Raw genomic sequence first — 15,966 nt, 5'->3', positions numbered from 1 at the left:
TGAAATCTGCATCTTCAACATAGGCACTCCTTATCCTTGCAAACGAAGTTATATTTGGTGACTTGCCCGAATTTTCGAAATCCTCGGAAGTCGCTTTCTAGTCGACATTAGCCGTCACAACTGAGCCGAAAGTTGAGGATTTCTTGAATTGGAGAATAATGTCAGCCATATCAAGACGATGGCAGAATTCGGAATGAACAAGATTCCAGCGATTATCCGAATCATCTGTTACCGTTTCTAACAATTCGCCTGCCCAAGCCTCAACAATTGGTCCTGCAATTTTGTTAATATTCTCCATAGGCAAACCATTTTTCAGGTTTGTATTAAGGATAATCTTATTTCTTCCTGTTTCTATAGCTTCTTCGACAATACCTTCTATCGAATTGATAACAAAATCAGAACATGTCTTATAGTCGGAAGACTCCTGTGGTATTTTAAAGTTTTGACTTTCGTATGTTTCCATATTCCAACAGAACCGCTATTTAATCATATTTATGCGCAAAGATACACGATTTTTCACAGTCACAAACGTAAAAAACAATTATGGGGAAAAGATTTCGCTTTTCCCCATAATTAATATTGGCTATAGTAATGATTTACAGTTTTCTGGCTATTTCCTTTTCGGTGTAGCCTTCAATAATGTCACCGACCTTAATGTCGTTGAAGTTTTCGATGTTCAGACCGCACTCCATGCCGGCGCTGACTTCCTTGACATCGTCCTTGTAACGTTTCAGGGAGCCGAGGGCACCTGTGTAAATCACGATGCCATCGCGAATGACACGGATTTTAGTGTTGCGGTTGACCTTGCCATCGAGCACCATGCAGCCTGCAATCGTACCGACCTTGCTGATCTTGAAGGTCTCGCGGATTTCGATATTGCAAGTGATGACTTCTTCGATTTCAGGAGCCAACATGCCTTCGATAGCCGACTTGATTTCCTCAATGGCTGTGTAGATGATGGAATACAAACGAATATCAATCTTTTCCTGCTCGGCCAGTTTACGGGCCTGAACCGTAGGACGGACATTGAAGCCCACGATGACGGCATTGGAAGCCGAAGCCAGATTGACATCGGATTCGCTGATGGCACCCACCGACTTGTGAATGACATTGACCTGAACCTCTTCAGAGGAAAGTTTCAGCAAACTGTCGGACAGAGCTTCGACGGAACCATCCACGTCAGCCTTGACAATGATGTTAAGCTCCTTGAAGTCGCCGATGGCGATACGACGTCCGATTTCATCCAGAGTGATGTGCGGATTGGTACGGCGCGACTGTTCACGCTGCAACTGCTCACGGCGGTTGGCGATTTCCTTCACTTCGCGTTCGTCGGTCATCACGTTGAACACATCACCTGGCTGAGGTGCGCCATTCAAGCCGAGAAGCAACACCGGTGTTGATGGACCAGCCGACTGTATCTTCTGGTTGTGGTCGTTAAACATGGCCTTGACCTTACCGTAAGTCGTGCCAGCCAAAACCATGTCGCCTACGCGAAGCGTACCGCTCTGCACCAAAATCTTGGCCACATAACCACGGCCTTTATCCAAAGCCGATTCGATGACGGTTCCCTTGGCCAGCTTATTCGGATTAGCCTTCAAGTCGAGGAATTCGGCTTCGAGCAGCACCTTTTCAAGCAAGGCGTCGACATTCAGACCTATCTTAGCGGCGATTTCCTGTTCCTGATACTTACCGCCCCAGCTTTCAACCAAAATATTCATCTTGGCCAGCTGTTCACGGATTTTGTCAGGCTGAGCCGTTGGCTTATCAATTTTATTCAAAGCAAACACGATAGGCACACCGGCTGCTTGGGCGTGGTTGATGGCTTCGACGGTCTGCGGCATCACGTTATCATCAGTAGCAATCACAATGATAGCCACGTCGGTCATCTTGGCTCCACGGGCACGCATAGCGGTAAATGCTTCGTGACCAGGCGTATCGAGGAAGGTAATTTTTTTGCCACTTTCGGTCGTCACCTCGTAAGCACCGATATGCTGTGTGATACCGCCGGCTTCGCCAGCCACCACGTTGGTGTTACGGATGTAGTCCAAAAGTTTGGTCTTACCATGGTCGACGTGACCCATGACGGTAACCACAGGAGCGCGTGGCACCATATCCTCTTCCCTATCCTCTTCTTCCGTTTCGGCGATAGCTTCCTGAACGTCAGCACTCACGAAATCGACTTGGAAGCCAAATTCGCTGGCCACCACCGACAGGGCTTCAGCATCGAGACGCTGGTTGATGGATACAGGCATACCCAGGCTCATGCAAGTTGCAATGACCTTGACGACAGGCACGTTCATCATGGTTGCCAACTCATTGGCAGTCACAAATTCAGTGACTTTCAGGATTGATTTTTCCTCTTCCTGACGAGCCAGTTCCTCCATCATGTTGCCAGCCACCTGCTGACGCTTTTCACGACGGTGCTTTGAAGTCTTCGACTTACCCATTGGCGACAGGCGGGCCAAAGTATCCTTAATCTGCTTCGAGATTTCCTCATCGCTCAATTCAACCTTTTCCTCTTTCTTGAAGCCTTTCTTATCTTTCTTTGAAGGCTTCGGGCTGTCTTTCGGATTATCCTTCTGGCCCTTCTTAGGAGCATTGCCGCCATCGTTGCCGCCTTGCGGTTTCGGGCCTTTGGCGGGTTTGTTACCGCCTTGCTGCTGCTTCGGGTCGATTGGACGTTCCGAAGAACCTTCCAACTTGCCAGCTATGCGCTTGCGCTTCTTTTTCTTTCCATCACCAGACTCACCGCCTTTTGAACGCTTAGGCTCGACAGGCAGTTCGATCTTATCCAGAATCTTCGGGCCTTCCAGTTTCTTGACCTCAATCTTAATGACTTTCGGTTCAGCCTTTGCCTCCTGCTTCTGCTCAGGTTTTGGCTGAGGCTTTTGCGGTTGTTGAGGCTTTGGCTGCGGCTGATTCTGAGACTTTTGAGGCTGCGGCTGTTGCTTCTGCTTTGGCTGTTGTTGCTGCGGCTGCTGTTGCTTCTGCTTATCCTCTTTTTTCTTGCCCTGATCCTTATGCTTTTTATCAGGATGAGTCTTGGTATTCAGGCTATCCAAATCGATTTTGCCCACAACCTTGAAAGGAGAATCGGAAGCGGGTTCAGCCTTTGGTTCAGGATTATCTTCCTTTGCCTCTGGTTTCGGTTGCTGTTTTTCCTCAACTTTTTCTTCCTTTACAGGCTCTTCCTTAGGTTCCTGAACAGCAGTCTTCTCCTCAACAGGTTTTGGTGCTTCAACGACCGGCTTCTCCTCAACGGGTTCAGCAGCAGGAACTTCCTCAACGGGTTTAACGGTTTTCTTCGATGATGTTATCGTATTGGTACGGATAAACACGTCATCACCGAAGTCTTCCTCTTCATCTTCTTTTGACGATTGCAGTGCCGATTCAACGGAAACAGAACCTCCCTTATACGACAGGTTACCCAATTTCTTGGCTTCGTTTTTCACTTCTTTTTCGCCCTGATACTCCTTCACGACGAGATCGTACATCTCCTTCGTGAGCTTTGTGTTCGGTGAAGAATCCACCTGAAATCCCTTTTTGGTGAGGAATTCCTGAATGGTCGACACCGCCACATTAAATTCTTTTGCCGCTTTCGACAATCGAACTGTAAATTCTTTTGATTCGTCGGACATAGTTTCTCTTTCTTTGTTTCTCGTTTATTTACAATGCCTTAGCATCATTCGGCATCTGATTCAAATTCAGCTTTCAGGATATTGAACACCTCGGTGACGGTTTCCATTTCGAGGTCGGCACGGTTGGCAACCTCTTCCGGCGTATGTGCCAAAACGTTTTTAGCCGTATCGCAGCCCATGCGGATAAGGGCATCGATGACCCAGCCGTCGATTTCGTCTTCAAATTCCTTCAAATCAACGTCTTCCTCAACATTGTTGACTTCGCTGTTACGGTAAACGTCGATTTCGTAGCCCGTCAGTTTGCCAGCCAGCTTGATGTTGTAACCGCCCTTACCGATGGCAAGGCTGACCTGGTCGTTTTCCATGTAAACGTTGGCAGCCGTGTTGTCGTCATTGATAACGATTGACGAAATCTTGGCCGGACTTAACGCACGGGTAATGAACAAGGTAGGATTGTTCGTATAGTTAATGATGTCGATGTTTTCGTTGCGCAATTCGCGGACGATACCATGGATACGGACACCCTTAGGGCCAACGCAAGCGCCGACTGGGTCGACACGGTCGTCGTATGATTCGACGGCGACCTTGGCACGCTGACCAGGTTCACGCACAATCTTCTTCAAAGTGATGAGGCCTTCCTCGATTTCATGCACTTCGGCTTCGAGCAGACGCTGCAAGAAGATTTCGGAAGTACGCGACAAAATCACGATTGGCGAACCATTGACGCTTTCAACGCTCTTGACGATGGCACGAATGGTATCACCTTTCTTATAAATGTCGCTCGGAATCTGCTCGGCGCGTGGCATGTAGAGTTCTATGCCTTCGTCATCAGTCACGACGATTTCGCGCTTCGAGCTGTGAGCCACTTCGGCCGTAATCATGTCACCGACTTTTTCCTTATACTTTTGGAAAATGTTTTCCTTTTCGTATTCAAGGACTTTGGTCTGCAAGTTCTGGCGCAAAGCCAAAATGTCGCGGCGGCCGAAACTCGAGATTTTCAGCACTTCCGAAACATCGTCACCGACTTCAAAATCAGGTTCAATGCGGATGGCATCACTCAGCTTGATTTCGCGCAGCGGGTCTTCCAGTTCGTCGTCATCGACAACGGTGCGGTTGTGATAGATTTCGAAGTCGCCCTTATCGACGTTCACGATAATATCGATGAACTCTTCGGTATCGGTTTCGTACTTCTTGTTGAGCATGCCTCTGAACACATCTTCCACGATACGCATCATGGCTTCGCGGTCGAGGTTTTTGAATTCCTTGAATTCGGAAAAGATTTCAACTAATTTGTAATTTTCCATTGTATATGTTTATTTGTTTATTGTTTATCTGTTTAATTATTAAATAATTAGAAAATAATCGCCGGCTTGATTTCTACAGCCTTCCTTTCAAAAATGAGGTTGCCTTCGACGACAGGTTTTTTCTTGCTCGCCTTTTTCTTCACCGGTTCGATTTCAACCGTTTCGGCATCAAAACGAACCAGTTTACCCTGCACCTTACCCATTTCCTTTGTCTTGACTTCCACATCCTGTCCGAGATATTTGTTCATTTGGCGATCCATGCGCAAAGCACCGCTCAAGCCCCACGACAAGACGCTCAGTTCGTAATCTTCGACATCACGGTCCTGCTTGCTTTCAATGAAACGGCTGATTTCCACGCAATTGTCAATGGTGACGGAAGTGTCGGAGTCGACATAAACCTCAATGACATTGCCTGGTTTCACCTTGACTTCAACCAGAAAACGGTCGCTTCCTTCAAGGGCTTCTTCAGTTAATGTGGCAATTTGTTCTTCTGTAATCATTTCAGATTCAAATATTTAATGATTAAAGATTTAAAAATTCAAAGATTCAAAACTTAAAATTCGGGCCTGACTTGCAGGAAAAACAAAACATACAACAAAAAAACCTGTTACTCTCAGTAGCAGGTTTTCTTCCACTTCAAGTTGTCGAGCAAGGATTCGAACCTTGACAGGCAGAACCAAAATCTGCAGTGCTGCCATTACACCACTCGACAGTATTCATTTCTGAATGCGAGTGCAAAAGTACAACTTTTTCATTACACACAAGCGTTTTTTCTAACTTTTTTGAAAAAAATGCTTATCTTTGCATATTAAAAGGTAGAAACAAATGGAAATCGAAGACTACAAGAAGCATCCCGACGCCAAATTTTCGCCAAATCTGTTTTGGGAATATGATATGGAGCATTTCGATTGGCAAAAGATGGCTGTCATGGTTGCCCAAAGGGTTGTGGAAAGAGGTTGGCCTGAAGATTTCTTTGCCGCCATCAATCTATACGGCTTGGATGGTTTTGTAGCCGCCATCAAGGAAATCCCCTATTTGAGCGATCGCGACATCAACTACATCTGCTTGAAATTTCACCTGCAAAAAGAGGAACTGAGATGTTACACAAGGAAACAATCGCGCCTGCAACACTGGAACTCCTGAAAACTCTGACAAATGACAAATAATCTAATTCCAAGCACAATTTAAACCATGAAAAGCAGAACATATTTACTGATTATGTGCTTTGTTATAGCATTAACATCATGCAATCACACAAACTCACCAAAAGACTTAGCCGTCACCGATATTTATTGTGATTCGTGTAATGAAGTTTCTGCCATGCTTTATGAGCAGTTTTATTATTCAAATGATTCCGCATACTTGGATTCGTCATTAATTGTAATTGACAAAGCTTTGCATGAATGTCAAAAGCCCGAACTTTATTTGATTTTATATTTTCGCAAACTGAGCATTCTCACCCAAAAATGCGAATTCGACAAAGCAATTTTATATTTGGATTCCATTGACCTAAAAGAATTCATCATATTTCCTTATCTTCAAAATGTTTACCACAACAGATTGCTTGCGATGAAGTATTATAAAAATGGCGATGTGGTTTCACGAGACAGCTGCATAAATCTAATCATGGACGAGATTTCCGCTTATCTTACAGAGAATAGACAAACGGTTGACTCAATACTCTGCGAAAAAGATGCTGCTTCTATAGCAAAAAGTCGCATTGATTTTCCAGTAAAACAGTATTTCTACTATCTGACTTTCTTAAAAGGCGAACAAGAAATCAATTCAATTATTGATTCCCTCCAACAAATCGGAACTTTCAATCCTGATTATCTAGAAAGACTTAGATATCTTTACGATGAGGATTTTATGGTGTTTTCTGGTGTATAAATTCTGGTAACAAGACTACCATCATAATCAATGACTGCTTTTAAGCCAAAACTCATACACTAACCTATCATAAAGTTACGCAAATGGGACAATTTTGCCAAAACCATTCAAGAAATGACTGACAAGCCAAACGACAAAATCAGGTAATAAACCCTCATTCCTTCATCACGCTCTACACAAATATATAACGTTAATTATCAACATATTACAGCACCACAAAACTACAGAACATTATTCTGACCTATCAAAAATTCACATCCATCCGTCCCTCCAAGAAATGCTCCCGGATGCCGTATTGACGTTTCAAATCGGCAATTTGGGCGGCAATGGCGGCGCGTTTCGCTTCTGAAGGAATACCGTTGAAGATGCCTGCAATCAGCACATTCTTAGGCGTATGCTCCATTTCGATGAACTCCATGACCTGCGTCTTGTAGCCGTAATATTCCAGAATCAGGGCACGGATGGTGTCGGTTATCATCACGGCCTGACGTTCCATAAAAATGCCGTATTGCGTAATCGGATTCAACACGCCCGACTTTTCCATTTCCTGACGGATTTGCTTGTGGCAGCATGGTGCGCACACAATGAGTTTTGCGCCCGCCTTAATGCCCGAAGCAATAGCATCATCGGTGGCCGTATTGCAAGCGTGCAAGGCTATCAGCACATCGAGACCATCAAAATTGAACGTGTCAATTGCACCTTCCACAAATTCAAGGCCTTGCAGATTATCCGTCTTGATGATTTCGTTGATTTTCTGCACCAAATCGGGACGGATTTCAACACCTTTCATATCGACATTAAGATGCATTTTTTGCGTCAGGAATTCATGCAAGGCAAAAGTGAGATACCCCTTCCCTGCCCCCATGTCGGCAATGCGGACGGCACCATCGAAACGCATCGGCTTCAGCAAGCCTTCAACAATTTCGGTGTATTTGCAAATCTGCTTGAACTTATGCTGCATGTCAGCTGTCACCTTGCCTTCGCGCGTCGTCAGTCCCAGCTGGAACCACCAAGGATTTGCCGGATTGATGAGACGGTTTTTCACATTGTCGTGTTCAAGGTTCTGTTCGCGACATTCCTGCACTTTTTTAGTCTGCATCGTAGCCGTTCCTTTCAGGCTAACAAGCAAGGTTACATCCTCGTTTACAGTGAAAAGCGATGCATTCAGCAAACGCTGCGGCACCATTTCGGCAAGGATTTCGAGCATCTGTACGGCATCATAGTTTTTCACTTCGTCGCGTCGCTCGTAACGATAGGTGAAAGCGAAAAGGCGCGCACCTTTTATTAATACAGGCTTCACATACACATTGCGCAATTCGTCGTGCTTTTGCGCAGGCTTGCTCAGCGTCATTTTGACGAAATCACCCTTTTCGAGTGATTCCGCCACACGCGCCATGAATTTTTCAATCGGATTCTGCATGATTTGAAATTTGCGGCAAAAATAGCGAAAAATGAGTCCTACTCAATGGTAATTTTCTTTGTCAGCACACCATCAGCAGTGACGATGCGCAACAAATAAAGACCTTTGGAATAAGCCGACAAATCCATGTCAAGCGAAGAGCAATCCATGCGTTTCGTTTCAACGGCAAGGCCATTCACACTCACCAATTGCAACATTTCAATGCGTTTTTCCGATTCAATATGGATTTTTCCAGTCGTAGGATTCGGGTAAACCGACAGTTTCAAATCAGGCATTTCATTGACATTCACATCAGTAGTGTCAGTCGGAACAACCTTGACATCATCGACGAACCAATCCCAAGCCAAAAACTCGCCAAAATCGTTGTAACCACGGAAACCAATCTTGATGTTCTTGCCTTGATACTCATCCAAATTGATGGAAATCGGTTCTTCATATTTATTAATTTGGCCGTATGGCAAGTCGGTTGCATCCCATTTGTCTTCCCAAGTGCCTTCACTGCAATCGAGCACGCGGACTGCATAATGATCATAATAAGGTGAACCATATTGCACCCAGGTCCAGAAAGTCAAGGTCGTCGGGCGATTGATAGTCAATGTTGGTGTGACGAGCGTTTGATCCTGTGGCGCATTATCATAATCGTCCCATTCCAAAACGGCATGTCTGCTTCCCGAATGAGGTTCGACATAAAACGAATTTTCATCGTAATCGGTATAATAAGTTGGGCCAAGCACCCACCACTGCCACATGGTTTCATTGCCTTGCTGCGACCAGCCTTCAGGAATGGAGAGGATGTCATATTCGTCGAAAGGTTCATAGAGCAAAGGACGCTGATAATCCCAAGTAATCGGAATTTCCTCCGAATCGGCACTATTGCCCAAATCGTCAACAAGCTGCACTATCATTGTGCCGTGCGTGTGGTTGTCGTAAGCAGGAATCGTTGCCGTGTAATCATAGTTACCTCTTGACTTTGTGAAGGTTAGATTATTCGTAACACCCCAGATGGTATAAGTAGCGTTCAAGGTATTCGGCATTCCCGAAGCATCGCGCAAACGCAAAGTGAGGTTCATTTCGGTATCGGCATATTCGTGATTGCCAGCCACCGAGACCACAACCGGCGGATTATTATCCACAGCGGAATTGCTGATGAAAACATCATCAATGTAAAGGTTCCAGCCGTATTCGCTGCAACCTTCGAAAATCACGAAGCCGTAATCCGATGGGCAATCGAACTGATAGGAATATTCGTACCAGTCATCGACATCGGCAATGACAGGTTCCATGAACGTGCAACGATGCACAGTGCCAAGCAGTTGCGCACCTTCGGTATTCGGCTGCGTGTTGAAATACACATTGATACGGTCGGCCTTGTTGATGTTGTGGTTACTGTTTCGGTATATCCAGAAGCGGACGATATTGCCGCTTTCGCTCAACTCCATTTTCGGCGAAACCAGTTCAGCCTTGTTGCCAGCCGCATTGGTATAGGTGTAGAAACGCGCCATGAACTGACTGCCATCATGCGGCAAAGCATCAGGCGTGGAACCTTCCGAAATCTGGTCAAAAGCCCTCTCCCCGACTGTTGCCTGATTCAGCCAGCCAAAAGGCGGGAAGGCTTGTTCAAAACCTTCTTCCAACGGGAAATCATTGTAAGGCTCTAAAGCCGTGACAAGGAAATCCAGTTGCTCACTGTGAGAATTGTGCGTTGAAGTCAGCACCGGACGGATATGCAAATCCTGGTTTGGAGCCAGATTCAAAGGAAGCGTAACGGCAGCAACGACATCAACCGATGAAGCATACGGAATCGTAACATTCTGCACCTGCGCGCCATCAACATAGAAAGTGCAGTCCAAATCGCCAACGTTGCCAAAGTTCACCGTCTCATTTTCTTGTCCCGTATTGTCGATGCGGAATCGCAAATAGGCAGGTTCGCCGAAATAGGCAGTCGTGTCGGGCGTGAGTTGCTCCGCATAGAAATTGTATTGATTGGTCTGCTCAATGATGATGTCGTCAATCGACAAATACCACGGCCCGTTGTCAGCCACGCTGTGGAAACCCACGTAGAACGAACCTGAACTTGGCGCCTGAAACACCGCTGAAGTCTGTTCAAATTCCTCATTGGCAACCACCATCTGCGGCAAAACTGAAACATTCATCGCCGACGGAGCAGCATTAGCACCCGCTTTGACTTCCAGATTGAAATGATCGACATGCCAAGTGGCATACCAGAACGAAACGCGATAGTAGTTTCCGGCAGTCACATTTATCTCCTTATAAATCCACACATCGGTGTTGTAGGTGGCATACATGTACCAGTCGCCGGAATGAGGCTTTCTTCCACGCGCCTCATTGTCGTCAGGAATAGTGATGCCGGCTTTCCAACCGCCATCGTTGCAAATCCAACCCGTTGGTGTCTGACCAACAGTGTTTCCCGTTTCAAAACCTTCTTCAAAAATGGTCTGTGCTGACAAAACAAGACTCAGCAACATGAAGACCATAACCAGATATAACTTTCTCATATTTGTAATTTTAATGACGCACAAAAATAGCAAATGTTAGCTTTGACAATAACATTTAAAACGAATATTGGCGAAACCAAATCTCAAAGACAGGGTCCACAAACTCAAAGCCCTCGCCTACCGAAGCAATATAATCGTTATTCAAGAGAATTTTCCTGTTTTTAGCAACACTGGCGGAACTGCCAAGATTGTACTTTTTAATCACTTCGGCTGACGAAAGTTGCTTTTCGCCTTTTGCAATGGCCTTCAAAAGACCCACCTGCGGGCCAGTCAAAACGCCATAAAGGTTCTGAAAATTAGGCAGATTCGTTTCTATCATCCACTCCATGGCATCATCCAACGAATTTTCAGTCACGCTTTTGCCTTTCGGCGTAAAATTCCAGACGCAACTCGCATATTGCTGCACATACCAGGAATGGTTTCTAACCGTTTGCGCAATGCGCGTTGCAAGTTCTTCAGAAATCGTTTTTTTCGTCCTGATAAAGCCGTTCACAATAAACGTAATCCATTCACTTTCAGCAATTTTATTTAAATACATGCTTTGTCCAAACTTAAAAAACGGCTTTTGTGGCGAATTGAAAATATCCTCCATCATGTGACGCTGGCTTCCGTAAAGGCAATACGAAACACTGGGCTGTTTTTGCCAGACGCTACGCATCATATCCTCCAAAACGGAATAATCGGACAAACGCGCCAACGACTGAAACTCATCAATACAGACTATCACCCTGATTTGCTTATCTTCCGCGATTTTTTCAGGCAATTCGAGCACCTCCGACGTTTCGGCAGGAACGTTCTCATCAAAATCGAAGGAAAGTGAAAAATCCGACATGGGATCCGCTCCCAAAGATATGACAGGCTTTATCGACTTGAAGTATTTTTTTGCAGAAGTCACCCAGTTTTTCCATGTAGAAGAAGTCGATTTTATCACTTCTTTTGAGAAAATACCGTAAAATTCCGACACAGAATGAACCGAAAAAGCATCAATAAAGCACACTTTTATATCAGAATATTCTTTCAAAATCTCAATCATTGACTGCTTTACAAGCGATGATTTTCCCCATCGGAGAGGCGACATCAAGATGACATTCGTAGCTGAAACCAATAAGTTTTTCAAGATTGAGCGGTCTTTATTTCTATCAATAAAGAACTCATTATCAACAAGTTTTCCGTATCTAAACGGATTCAGTTCACGTTTTATCATAAGTTTATCATTTATCAAGGCGCAAAGATAACACTTTTTCTATTCATGTTACCAAAATGGAAGTAAATTTTGTTACCATTCGGTAAGTTATCGATTAGTTACATAAGAGAGGAAGCAATTTTGCGACAAAATGTCAGTTTTCGGCTTGGCACATTATTTGACCAATAGGCGGCAGAAAATTCTAAAAACACAAAGATATGCAATCAGGAAACATTGGAGTCAAGACAGAAAACATTTTCCCTGTCATTAAGAAATTCTTGTATTCGGACCAGGAAATATTCCTTCGCGAAATCATCAGCAATGCCGTCGACGCCAGCCAGAAACTGAAGGCTTTGGCTGCTTCCGGCGAGTTTAAAGGCGAACTCGGCGACCTTACCATTAAGGTTGAAGTCGACAAGCAGAAGAAAACCATCACCGTGCGCGACCGCGGCATAGGCATGACCGCCGAGGAAGTCGACCGCTACATCAACCAAATCGCTTTCTCGGGCGCTGAAGAGTTTATCGCCAAGTTCAAGACCAAGACCGAAGCCGAATCGGCCAACATCATCGGTCATTTCGGATTGGGCTTCTATTCCGCTTTCATGGTTGCCTCGAAAGTGGCTTTGATCACCAAATCGTGCAAGGAAGAAGGCAACAACGGCGTCATTTGGGAATGTGACGGCAGCCCAGAGTACACGATGAACGAAATCCCAAAGGGCGACCGAGGCACCGATGTCATCCTTTATGTGGCCGAAGGCGATGAGGAATTTTTAGAAGAAGGCCGCATCCGCGAACTGCTCAACAAATACTGCAAGTTCCTGCCCGTGCCGATTCAGTTTGGCACCAAGAAAGTTCAGGAACCAATCGAAGATGTGATTGAAGACGCAGAAGTGGTTGACGATGCTTCGACAGGCTCAGCAAGCGATGCTTCCGAAGACTCAGCAAAAGATGCTTCGACAAGCTCAGCAACCAAAGAGCCAAAGACACGCGAAGTTGAAAAGCCATGGATCATCAACGATGTGGCTCCGCTTTGGAAAAAAGCGCCAAGCGAAATCAAGGATGAGGAATACGACGAATTTTATCACGTCCTCTACCCGATGAATTTCGGCGACCCGCTGTTCCACATTCACCTCAACGTAGATTATCCTTTCGACCTCACCGGCATTCTGTACTTCCCGAAGGTGAAAAACCGCTACGAATTTCAGCGCAACAAGATTCAGCTCTATTGCAATCAGGTTTTCGTAACCGATTCAGTAGAAGGCATTTTGCCTGAATTCCTTTCGTTGCTTCACGGCGTCATCGACTCGCCCGACATTCCTTTGAACGTCAGCCGCAGTTTCCTGCAAAGCGACCAAAGCGTGAAGAAAATCTCGACCTATATCACCAAGAAAGTCGCCGAAAAACTCGAAGAACTCTTCAAAAAAGACCGCGAAGCCTACGAAAAGAACTGGGACGACATCCGTGTTTTCATTGAATACGGTATGATTTCCGACCCGAAATTCTACGAACGCGCCGAAAAATTCTTCCTTTTCAAGGACACCGAAGGCAAATATTACACCATCGAGGAATACAAGGAACTCATCAAGGAGAAGCAGACCAACAAGGACAAGAACCTTGTTTACCTATACGCCACCGATGCCGACGACCAATACACCAACATCGAAAACGCCAAGTCACGCGGCTACAACGTGCTGATGATGGACGGCATTCTGGACAGCCATTTCATCAGTGCCTACGAGCAGAAGGAAGGCGAGAAAAACGAAGGCCGCACGCAGTTTGCCCGCGTCGACTCCGCCCCGACCGACAAGCTCATCGTCACCGAAGAAAAGGAAAAGGAATCGAAACTCGATGACAAACAGAAAGATGCCATCAAGGCTGAGTTTGAAAAAGTCATTGACAAGATGCGTTTCAACGTTGAATTCAGCAACGAAAACGAAACGGATGCACCTGTCGAAATCACGCAAAACGAATGGATGCGCCGCATGAAGGAAATGGAGCAGCTGAACGGCGGCATGTCGTTCTACGGCACCATGCCCGACAGCTACACCTTGATGCTCAACGCCAATAATCCGGTCATCGCCGGCCTGATGGACAAGAGCGAAGAGGAACGCGCCACCACGATTCAGCAGATTTACGACCTCGCACAACTCTCAAAGAACCTGCTGAAAGGCAAGGAACTGAGCGAATTCGTGAAACGGAACATGGAGAAATTGTAAGGTTTTCCCGAATATGGATTTCAAAAACACCTGACTGAAAACCAGTCAGGTGTTTTTTTAGCTTGAAGCAAGAAATTAATAGCCAAATTCAATTCGCAAAAGTTATTTTAGTAATCAACGTAATGAAGAAACCATAAATCCCAACCGAAAACCAAACGAATGACCATTGAGTTCGGTGGGTTGAAGGTTAATTGGGCCCAACTGATTCATGAGCTTGAGTATCGGATTATGCGAATGATTATATTCGTAATATGCATTGATGAAAAACGCATCACCAATAAAAAGGTTCAAACCTGCGTTCAAGCTACCAGAAACATAAAAAGCATCTTTGTAGTTTTGCAGTTTAGTGATTTTCAGCGCATCCCATCCAGCACTGATTTCCAATTGGTCAGACAATGGAATATGGAATTGCATGGTGGCAAAAGCAGGAAGAAGAAACAGTAATCCTTCTTGGGCGGATAGACCTTTTAATCCATCGGTAAATAATCCAGGCATAAACCACAACAAACCAAATGGGCTGTATGAAACATAATCCTTTCCGTAAGTCACTCCAGCTTTCCCACCCGCAAAGCTATACAAAACTTCCATTTGGAACGAACCAGCGTTGTAATTTCCTGTAGGATGGTTCAGATGCTGATAACCAAGCGAAAAGTAATAATCAGCGTACGAATCATGATATGTAGGTTGTCCCATTGCACAATTCACAGCAATGACTAACACTACAACGACAAGGCATTTTTTCATAGTTTTCATAGGCAATTATCTGAATTTATGATATATGACATTATCGCAATACTCAGGTTCAGGTATGTCACATACCTTAATTGGACCTGAAGTTTCTGTAGTCTCTCGTGTTCCTACAAGATATTCATTGTCGTATTTTTTGACATCAAATTTAAAAACGTAAGTCCAAGGCCATTCATATTCTTCACATTTCCCAATAAACTTTTGTTTGGTCGTAAAAGAAAATGAAACCTCTCCGGAATAATCGTTGGGGAAAATTTGCACCACATCTGACTCTCTGTCACCCCGAGCATTATCAAAAGAAATGTACTTGACATAGTAATTTCCGTCTCTTACAAATATTTTTATACGAAAGTCATCGTTACTATACCTCATCCTTTCATTAATTCTTCTGTAGCCATCTTCGTAATACCACGAGCCTATCAAGAATCCAAATTTGTAATCTTTCGGATTGCAATTTGACAGTTCGTCAATTTCTCCATTCTTATAAAACCTCTCAATGTTTGTCTTGTCGCTATTGTAGAAATTCACTTGTGTTGTAAAGGGTTCGTCACCAAAAGGGAAAGCCGACACCTTTCCTCTTCTTTTGGCCTGTTCTATAGTTTTGAATCTGACACAACCTCGCTCATTCACAGGTTGACACAGATAAGACTTTTGCTCCCACGTTTCCGAGCCAACCAATTGACCATCCACAAAGAATAGCTTATATGAATGTTCTTCATATTCTCTCCATATCTCATGGTCTCTCCTGTCAAATCCTGATCCTGTTCTTTTCAGACCAAATTTTATCGTTCCATCATAATTAACCTTTACGGAACAAACACCAAATTCATGAAAGACTTTATTATTGTCCGAAGAAATCGAATAATCTGCAACATACCTCACCATAAGATTGTTACCCTCAAGATAGAAATCCAACTGCCTTGGATCATCAATATCATTACTATATGAAGAATGCCATGTTCCGACAAGAGATTGTTTCAGCAAATCGACATCAACTGCATAGGCAGATAGGGAAAAGGCTAATAATAGAATTGCAATTAGTTGTTTCATAT

General features: G+C 44.6%; 12 protein-coding genes and 1 tRNA gene. 3 read left to right on the top strand and 10 right to left on the bottom strand.

Annotated features, from left to right (window positions below; all coding sequences use genetic code 11):
- Window positions 1-97: 97 nt before the first annotated feature.
- The 5 genes from AC06MN_RS08360 to AC06MN_RS08340 form a co-directional block, all read right to left on the bottom strand.
- Window positions 98-463 carry a hypothetical protein gene (locus AC06MN_RS08360; RefSeq protein WP_475671910.1) on the bottom strand — a complete coding sequence of 122 codons (366 nt, stop codon included), beginning with the start codon at window positions 461-463 and terminating at the stop codon, window positions 98-100.
- A gap of 133 nt (window positions 464-596) precedes the next feature.
- Entirely contained in the window at window positions 597-3,638 is a 3,042-nt protein-coding gene (gene infB / locus AC06MN_RS08355) for a translation initiation factor IF-2 (protein WP_475671909.1), read from the bottom strand.
- Between the two features lie 44 nt (window positions 3,639-3,682).
- Window positions 3,683-4,942, bottom strand: coding sequence for a transcription termination factor NusA (gene nusA / locus AC06MN_RS08350; RefSeq protein ID WP_475671908.1), 1,260 nt, complete (start codon window positions 4,940-4,942; stop codon window positions 3,683-3,685).
- A 47-nt stretch (window positions 4,943-4,989) separates the two neighbouring features.
- Window positions 4,990-5,442, bottom strand: a complete 453-nt coding sequence (locus tag AC06MN_RS08345) for an LSm family protein (RefSeq protein ID WP_475671907.1) — start codon at window positions 5,440-5,442, stop codon at window positions 4,990-4,992.
- A 141-nt stretch (window positions 5,443-5,583) separates the two neighbouring features.
- Window positions 5,584-5,654 (bottom strand) — tRNA-Gln (locus AC06MN_RS08340).
- A gap of 113 nt (window positions 5,655-5,767) precedes the next feature.
- Between AC06MN_RS08340 and AC06MN_RS08335 the strand changes: the two genes are divergently transcribed.
- Both AC06MN_RS08335 and AC06MN_RS08330 read left to right on the top strand, forming a co-directional pair.
- Window positions 5,768-6,085 (top strand): DUF6922 domain-containing protein, encoded by a 318-nt coding sequence (locus tag AC06MN_RS08335; RefSeq protein WP_475671906.1) that lies wholly within the window; start codon window positions 5,768-5,770, stop codon window positions 6,083-6,085.
- A gap of 48 nt (window positions 6,086-6,133) precedes the next feature.
- Complete coding sequence (locus AC06MN_RS08330) at window positions 6,134-6,832, top strand: hypothetical protein (protein ID WP_475671905.1); 699 nt, start codon at window positions 6,134-6,136, stop codon at window positions 6,830-6,832.
- Window positions 6,833-7,076: 244 nt separating this feature from the next.
- Here AC06MN_RS08330 and AC06MN_RS08325 read toward each other — a convergent pair whose 3' ends face one another.
- From AC06MN_RS08325 to AC06MN_RS08315, 3 genes are read right to left on the bottom strand one after another with little or no spacing between them, the layout of a single operon-like run.
- Window positions 7,077-8,252 carry a class I SAM-dependent methyltransferase gene (locus AC06MN_RS08325; protein ID WP_475671904.1) on the bottom strand — a complete coding sequence of 392 codons (1,176 nt, stop codon included), beginning with the start codon at window positions 8,250-8,252 and terminating at the stop codon, window positions 7,077-7,079.
- A 38-nt stretch (window positions 8,253-8,290) separates the two neighbouring features.
- Window positions 8,291-10,768: a T9SS type A sorting domain-containing protein gene (locus tag AC06MN_RS08320; RefSeq protein WP_475671903.1), complete on the bottom strand. Its 2,478-nt coding sequence runs from the start codon at window positions 10,766-10,768 to the stop codon at window positions 8,291-8,293.
- A 55-nt stretch (window positions 10,769-10,823) separates the two neighbouring features.
- Window positions 10,824-11,972 carry an AAA family ATPase gene (locus AC06MN_RS08315; RefSeq protein WP_475671902.1) on the bottom strand — a complete coding sequence of 383 codons (1,149 nt, stop codon included), beginning with the start codon at window positions 11,970-11,972 and terminating at the stop codon, window positions 10,824-10,826.
- Between the two features lie 197 nt (window positions 11,973-12,169).
- On the opposite strand from AC06MN_RS08315, the gene htpG reads away from it, so the two are divergent.
- The gene (gene htpG, locus AC06MN_RS08310) at window positions 12,170-14,167 is read left to right on the top strand and encodes a molecular chaperone HtpG (protein ID WP_475671901.1); all 1,998 of its coding nucleotides are present in this window, start codon (window positions 12,170-12,172) and stop codon (window positions 14,165-14,167) included.
- A 114-nt stretch (window positions 14,168-14,281) separates the two neighbouring features.
- Here htpG and AC06MN_RS08305 read toward each other — a convergent pair whose 3' ends face one another.
- A complete protein-coding gene (locus AC06MN_RS08305; RefSeq protein WP_475671900.1) occupies window positions 14,282-14,920 on the bottom strand; it encodes a hypothetical protein in 639 nt (212 codons plus the stop codon).
- Between the two features lie 6 nt (window positions 14,921-14,926).
- The gene (locus AC06MN_RS08300; RefSeq protein WP_475671899.1) at window positions 14,927-15,964 is read right to left on the bottom strand and encodes a hypothetical protein; all 1,038 of its coding nucleotides are present in this window, start codon (window positions 15,962-15,964) and stop codon (window positions 14,927-14,929) included.
- Between the last annotated feature and the right edge of the window lie 2 nt (window positions 15,965-15,966).

The sequence above is a fragment of the Candidatus Limimorpha sp. genome (assembly GCF_056203535.1).
This window is presented reverse-complemented; position numbering and strand designations above follow the sequence as displayed.